Annotated in this window: 6 protein-coding genes; 5 read left to right on the forward strand and 1 reads right to left on the reverse strand. The window is 67.4% G+C overall.

Annotation, left to right across the window (positions count from 1 at the left end; all coding sequences use genetic code 11):
• Nucleotides 1–37: 37 nt before the first annotated feature.
• The 5 genes from ACWXWW_RS16780 to ACWXWW_RS16800 all read left to right on the forward strand — a co-directional run bounded on the left by ACWXWW_RS16780 (nt 38) and on the right by ACWXWW_RS16800 (nt 6,143).
• Nucleotides 38–1,063: a LacI family DNA-binding transcriptional regulator gene (locus tag ACWXWW_RS16780; RefSeq protein ID WP_455971065.1), complete on the forward strand. Its 1,026-nt coding sequence runs from the start codon at nt 38–40 to the stop codon at nt 1,061–1,063.
• Entirely contained in the window at nt 1,060–2,025 is a 966-nt protein-coding gene (locus ACWXWW_RS16785) for an ABC transporter permease (protein WP_455971066.1), read from the forward strand. The genes ACWXWW_RS16780 and ACWXWW_RS16785 overlap by 4 nt, the downstream gene beginning before the upstream one ends.
• 7 nt (nt 2,026–2,032) lie before the next feature.
• On the forward strand, nt 2,033–2,992 hold the full coding sequence (locus ACWXWW_RS16790; RefSeq protein ID WP_455971068.1) for a carbohydrate ABC transporter permease: 960 nt from the start codon (nt 2,033–2,035) through the stop codon (nt 2,990–2,992).
• Between the two features lie 34 nt (nt 2,993–3,026).
• Nucleotides 3,027–4,637 carry an ABC transporter substrate-binding protein gene (locus ACWXWW_RS16795; protein WP_455971069.1) on the forward strand — a complete coding sequence of 537 codons (1,611 nt, stop codon included), beginning with the start codon at nt 3,027–3,029 and terminating at the stop codon, nt 4,635–4,637.
• 96 nt (nt 4,638–4,733) lie between these two features.
• Nucleotides 4,734–6,143, forward strand: a complete 1,410-nt coding sequence (locus tag ACWXWW_RS16800) for a GH32 C-terminal domain-containing protein (protein ID WP_455971070.1) — start codon at nt 4,734–4,736, stop codon at nt 6,141–6,143.
• On the opposite strand, the gene ACWXWW_RS16805 is transcribed toward ACWXWW_RS16800, so the two are convergent.
• The gene (locus tag ACWXWW_RS16805; RefSeq protein WP_455971072.1) at nt 6,144–6,734 is read right to left on the reverse strand and encodes a LysR substrate-binding domain-containing protein; all 591 of its coding nucleotides are present in this window, start codon (nt 6,732–6,734) and stop codon (nt 6,144–6,146) included.
• Between the last annotated feature and the right edge of the window lie 376 nt (nt 6,735–7,110).

A 7,110-nucleotide genomic window follows, 5' to 3' on the forward strand; every position in this document is an offset into this window, starting at 1 on the left:
GGTGAGGGCAATGGCGCGCAAACCCGGGGCTGTGACGATGTCGCAAGTCGCCGTTCAGGCGGGCGTGTCTCAGGCGACCGTCTCCCTCGTCCTCAACAACGCTGACGGCGGACGCGTCTCCGATGAGACGCGCGAGCGGGTCATGCGCGCCGTCGAGGAACTCGGCTACCGCACGAACGCGTTCGCCAAGTCGCTGCGCAGCGGTCGCTCCGGGATGATCGGCTTCATCTCGGATGAGGTGGCGAGCTCACCCTTTGCGGGTGGGCTCCTGAAGGGCGCTCAGCAGCTCGCATGGGAGACCGGGAACGTCATCCTCACCGTGGACACGTTCGATGATCCCGGCCTCCAGTCGGCCGCCGTCGACATGATGCTGTCGTACCGCGTCGCGGGGATCGTGTACGCGTCGATGTACCACCGCCGACTGGAGCTGCCCGCGGGGCTCGAGAGCGTGCCCGCCGTCGTCGTCAATGCGCAGGACCGGAGCGGGAGATTCGCGAGCGTCTTCCCCGATGAGGAGGGCGGCGGCTATGCGGCCACCCGTCATCTGATCGACGCGGGGCACGAGCGCATCGCGATGATCAACATCCAGCCGCCGGTGAGCGACCTCCCGGCGGGCGTCGGCCGTCTCGCGGGCTACCACCGGGCGCTCGAGGAGGCGAGCCTCGCTCCCGATCCCGCTCTGGTGAAGTACGGCACGGGCATTGTCGAGGACGGTGTCGCGCTGACGGCCCAGCTGATGGCGATGGACGAGCCGCCCACCGCCATCTTCTGCGGCAACGACCGCACCGCGTGGGGCGCCTATCGAGCGCTCGAGGCGCTCGGTCTCCGTCCTGCCCGGGACTGCTCGATCGTCGGCTTCGACAATCATGCGACGCTCGCCCCCTACCTCGATCCCGGTCTGACCACCGTCGAGCTGCCGTACGAGCGGATGGCTCGCCAGGCTCTCGAGATCCTGCTGGATGGCTCGTCATCCGAGCCCCGGCGGATCCCCGTCGAGTGCGCGCTCATCGAGCGCGACTCGGTCGCCCCCCTGAATGCCCGGACTGCAAAGGTGCAACGATGATCTCCACTCCCGGACGCGCGGTCGCCGCGCCCTCTGTCGCCATCCCGCGACGCCGTGTGTCGGCGGCGGCGCGACGCGCGCTGCGCTCATGGCAGTTATACGTATTACTTGCGCCGGCTCTGATCTACATCGTCGTGTTCAAGTACTGGCCGATGTACGGCGCGCAGATCGCGTTCCGCGACTACAACCCCGCGCTCGGCTTCACCGGGAGCCCGTGGGTGGGCCTCGAGCACTTCGCGCGATTCGTGCAGTCGATCCAGTTCGAGCGGCTGCTCACGAACACTCTCACGATCAATGCGCTCGGGCTCCTCATCGCCTTCCCGGTGCCGATCGTGCTCGCGCTGATCGTCAATCAGCTGCAGAGCCGGCGCTTCAAGCGGTTCACGCAGACGGTGCTGTACGCGCCATCCTTCATCTCGGTCGTCGTCGTGGTCGGCATGATCTTCCTGCTCTTCTCGCCCCGTTCGGGGATCGTGAACAACGCCATCGTGATGCTCGGAGGCGATCCGGTCTTCTTCATGGGCTCGGTCGAGTGGTTCCGGCCTCTCTACATCGGATCGGACATCTGGCAGAACGCCGGCTTCTCGATGATCGTGTACCTCGCCGCCCTCACGGCTATCGATCCCGCCCTGCACGAGGCCGCTCGCGTCGACGGGGCGAACAAGTGGCAGCGGATCTGGCACATCGACATCCCCGGCATCATGCCCGTCATCACGATCCTGTTCATCCTCGCGATCGGCAACCTGTTCAACCTCGGGTTCGAGAAGGTCCTGCTGATGCAGACCGATCTCAACCTCCCGGCCTCCGAAGTCATCCAGACCTACGTGTACAAGGCCGGACTCCAGCAGGCGCAGTTCAGCTACTCGGCCGCCATCGGCCTGTTCAACTCCCTCATCAACCTCGTCCTGCTGCTGACCTTCAACGGGGTCGCGAAGCGCGCAGGACAGTCGACCCTCTGGTGACGCAGCCATGACTCAGACAGCCACACGCGCGCTGATCGCGCCGGACGCTCCGCACGACACGCGCCGTCGGCGCCGTCCGTCCTGGCGCGAGCGCGCGGCGGATCCGCTCTTCAACGCGATCGCGATCGGCACCCTTCTCCTCGCGATCGCCGCCATCCTCTACCCGCTGTACTTCATCGTGATCGCGTCGGTCAGCGAGCCGTCCGAGATCCTCAACGGCAACGTGTGGATCTGGCCGAAGGGATTCACGCTGGAGGGCTACGCGCGGATCTTCTCGGACCCGACGATCGTCCGAGGTTTCGCCAACTCCGTTCTCTACACCGTGCTCGGAACCGCGATCAGCGTCGTGATGATCCTCTTCGGCGCGTACGCACTGTCGCGCCGCGACCTCTATGGTCGCCGGGTTCTGATGTTCGTCTTCCTCCTGACCATGTTCATCGACGGCGGCCTCATCGCCCGCTACCTCGTCGTGCGAGACCTCGGCCTGCTCGACACCATCTGGGCGATCGTCCTGCCCGGGGCGGTCGGCGTGTGGAACCTGATCATCGCGAGGGCCTTCTTCGAGAACAACGTGCCGAGCGAGCTCCGCGAGGCCGCCCAGCTCGATGGCGCCGACGACTTCAGGTTCTTCTTCACCATCGTCCTGCCGCTGTCGAAGCCGCTCATCTTCCTGATGATCATGATCCACCTCGTCGCGAACTGGAACGCGTTCTTCGACGCGCTGATCTACCTCAACGACGAGAGCAAGTATCCGCTCCAGCTCGTGCTCCGCAACGTGCTGATCCAGTCCGAGGTCACCGCAGCCGGCGGGTCAGGAGCGCTCGATTCGTACGCCGCCGCTCAGCGCCTGGGCGAGCTGATCAAGTACGGAATGATCGTCATCTCGACGGTCCCCCTGCTCATCGTCCTGCCGTTCATGCAGAAGCACTTCGCCCAGGGCGCCCTTCTGGGCGCCGTGAAGAGCTGACCCTCCCCCCACCCATCCAGAGAAGGAACCGTTCATGAGACACCGTCGTTTCACCCTCGCGCTCGCAGGTCTTGCCGCTGCCGGAGTCGTCGTCACAGGCTGCTCCGCCGCAGGGACATCGGAGATCGAAGACGCATCCGCCGAATACGGCTTCAACGAGGAGGGTCTCCCGATCGTCGACAAGACGCTGACCCTCACATTCGGCGGGACCAAGTCGCCGCTCTCCCCGGAGTACGGCGAGATGGAGCTCGTCCAGCAGTGGGAGGAGGACACGAATATCCAGATCGAGTGGCAGAACCTCGTCGACCAGGTCTACGCCGAGAAGAAGAACCTCATGCTCGCGAGCGCCGACCTCCCCGACGTGCTCTACAACACGGGACTGAGTGACGCCGAGATCGTCGAGAACGGCAGCAACGGCACGCTGATCCCGCTCGAGGATCTGATCGCCGAGCATGCGCCCATCCTGTCGGGCATCCTCGAGGAACGACCGGACATCCGCGCGGCCATCACCTCTTCGGACGGCCACATCTACACCCTGCCGAACGTCGAAGAGCTCGGGATCCTCGCGTTCCCGAACTTCCTGTACATCAACAAGACGTGGCTCGACGCGCTCGGCCTGCCACTCCCGACGACAGTGGATGAGTACCACGATGCGCTGGTCGCCTTCGCGACGGAGGACCCGAACGGGAACGGCGTCGACGACGAGATCCCGCTCTCGTTCCGCACCGACTCGTTCTGCGCCAACCCGCACGACCTCATCGCCGCGCTGGGCGGGCAGCCCGAGAACAACGACCACCGCATCGTGCGGGACGGCACCGTGGAGTTCACGGCGAACAGCGATGAGTACCGCGCGGGGGTCGAAGGCCTCGCCGATTGGTACGCCGAGGGGCTGATCGACCCGGAGTCCTTCTCGCAGGACGACGTCGCGTACCTCGCCAAGGGGAAGGCCGAGACTCCGGTGCTCGGCTCGTTCTTCTGGTGGGAGCTGAAGGAGTTCGTCGGCGAGGACCGCATGGACGACTACGTCATGCTGGGCGTCCTGGAGGGCGCGAACGGCGAGCGCCTCGCGAGCGTCGCCAACAATCAGGAGATCGGCCGCGGCGCGATGGCCATCACCCGCGCGAACAAGTACCCCGCCGCCACCATGCGATGGGCTGATCGCCTGTTCGACCCCGCGATGTCGGCACAGGTCGCCTGGGGCCCCATCGGCGTGACGCTCGAGGAGGACGCGAACGGGATGCTCGTGCAGATCCCGGCCGCACCAGGCGAGTCGGAAGGCGAGCGACGCCAGCGTGTCGCGCCCGGCGGCCCGCGCATCACGACCGCCGAGGACTTCGAGACGGTCGTTGCGCCCGAGCCGCGCGCCGCGGAGCGGCAGCAGCTCGTGCAGGAGTTCTTCGAACCGTACCGTGCGAACGAGTCGTACCCGCCCGTGATGCTCTCGAACGAGGAGCTGGACCGCATCTCGCTCGCTGTGCCCGAGATCAACACCCTCGTGAAGGAGAAGTTCGCTTCGTGGATCGTCAAGGGCGGGATCGACAGCGAGTGGGACGGCTACGTCTCCCAGCTCGAGGCCATGGGCGTCGACGATGTCATCGAGGTCTACCAGCAGGCCTACGACCGCTTCCAGCAGGGCGGCGAGTGAGGCAGAGCCGGGGCGCCGTGAGGGCGCCCCGGTTCTTCTCCACTCGGCCTCCGACCCTGTGACCACCTTGCCGACTTCACTCTTCAGGAGATTCCCGTGACCTCGACCGCCATCAGCACCGAGACCACCTCTCTTCGCCCATCCGCGCACTTCACCGCGCAGCGGTCGTGGCTCAACGATCCGAACGGCCTGCTCTTCCACGACGGGGTCTATCACCTCTTCTTCCAGACCAATCCCGCGGGGAGCACATGGGGGAACATCTCCTGGGGGCACGCGACGTCCTCCGATCTGGTGACCTGGACCGAGCGCGAGATCGCGATCCCGGCCACAGAGCACGAGATGGCGTTCTCGGGCAGCGCGGTCGTCGACGTGCGCAACACCGCGGGCTTCGCGGGGGAGGGTCAGACAGCGCTCGTCGCGATCTACACCGCAGCGTCGCACCCGGACCAGCACCCTGCCACGCAGGCGCAGTCGCTCGCCTACAGCGTGGATGGCGGCGAGACCTGGACGAGGTATGCCGGCAATCCGGTCCTCGACATCGGATCGAGCGAGTTCCGGGACCCGAAGGTGTTCTGGTACGGCGAGGACGACGGGCACTGGGTCATGGCGGTGGTCGCGGCGACCGAGCATCGCGTGCTCTTCTACACCTCGCCTGACCTCCTCACGTGGACCGCGGCATCGCACTTCGGCCCGGCGCACGCCGTGGGTGGCGTGTGGGAATGCCCGGACCTCTTCCCGCTTGCCGTCGACGGCACGGATGAGACGCGCTGGGTGCTCGTGGTGAGTCTCAACCCGGGGGGCATCGCGGGAGGCTCGGGGACGCAGTACTTCATCGGGAACTTCGACGGTGCAGAGTTCGTCGCAGAGCGAGTCGTCGAGTCCGACGAGCTCGCCGACTACGACTGGATCGACTACGGACATGACTACTACGCGGCGGTCTCGTTCGCGAACGTGCCCAACGGGCGTCGGCTGATGATCGGCTGGGCCAGCAACTGGCTGTACGCGAACGAGACCCCCACGTCACCGTGGCGCTCGGCGATGTCGCTGGTTCGCGATGTGCGGCTGGTCCGTCGGAGCGATGGCACTCTCGCCCTCGCGCAGACGCCGGTGCTCCCGCCTGAGCCCTCAGCGCTGCAGGTGCACGCCGTGTCGGCGCCGCGGCAGCGGGGAGCGGTGACGACCGTCACCCTCTCGAACGACGCCGGCGAGAGGTTCGTCATCACGGTCGACATCGACGCGGGCACGCTGCGATGCGACCGCCGTGCCGCAGGGCGCGGCGACTTCCATCCGGACTACTCCGCGGTGGCCGAGGCGCCCCTTCTGCGCGGTGGCTCGGGAGACGTGGATCTGCAGATCGTCGTCGATGCGACCGTCGTGGAGGTGTTCGCGGAAGGCGGCACCGTGTCTCTCACCGAGCAGGTGTTCCCCACCGTGCCCTTCTCGAGAATCGACATCGACCACGATCGCCCTGATCCGTCGAGTCGGCCGACGCCGATGCGGCCCTGATCAGCGGGCCGGAGCCGGGGCGTCTGCGACCTGCTCCGCTGCTCGCACGAGCGCCGCGAGGGCGCGCGACCGCGAGTCCTGCGGCCACACGATCGACAGCTCCGTCGTCGGAGCATCGGCCACCGTCAGATACGCGACACCCGGGCGCGGGTACCGCTCCGCCACATGCGCGGGCAGCAGCGCGACGATGCCCTCGAGCTCGACGAGCGCGAGCAGCTGGGGCAGGTCGCGGATGTCGTGGTCGCGAACGAGGGCGCTCTGGTACGCGTGGAAGCCGACCTCGTCGTCAGGACCCGAGATCGGGAGCGCGAGTGCAGCGAGGGTCGTCCCCGATCCGGCGAGCGGCGCTCCCGCGAGCGGATGGTCGACGCGCACGGCGGCGACGGTCTCCTCCTCGCTCAGGCGGTCGGCATCCAGGCCCGTGCGGTCGAACGCGCCGCGGATGAGTGCGACATCCGCTTCGCCCCGCCGCAGCAGGACGGGCTCCTCGCCCCACGCGCACAGGCGCACCGAGACCTCGAGGTCGGGCTCGTCTTCGGCGAGGCGCCGGAGCAGAGCATCGAGGAATCCGCCGTCGTTGTCGGCCTTCATCGCGAGCACGACGCCGCGCGGCGCGACCGCCGCACGCTGTGCCCGGCGTCCCGCGGCGTGCAGCGCGTCGAGGGCCGTGTGCGCGCGCTGTGCATCCGGCGCTGGCGGAAGCGCTGGGTCGCGCGCCGCAGACCCTGCAGGACGAGCTCGCAGGGTAGTCGGGCCGGGGCGGATGGCGCGTGGCGGGGCCGGGTGGCGGGCGCGGCCATCCGTCACTGGATTCGGATCGGTGGGGCTGGTGTGGCCCGGTGTCGTGTGACACGCGCACATCCGCCCCACAACTCCGATTCCCGTGACGTCGCTGCCGTCACCGGATTCGGATCGATGAGGCTGGTGTGGCCCGGTGTCGTGCGACACGCGCACTTCTGCCCCACGG

The organism is Microbacterium sp. KNMS (genome assembly GCF_053851835.1).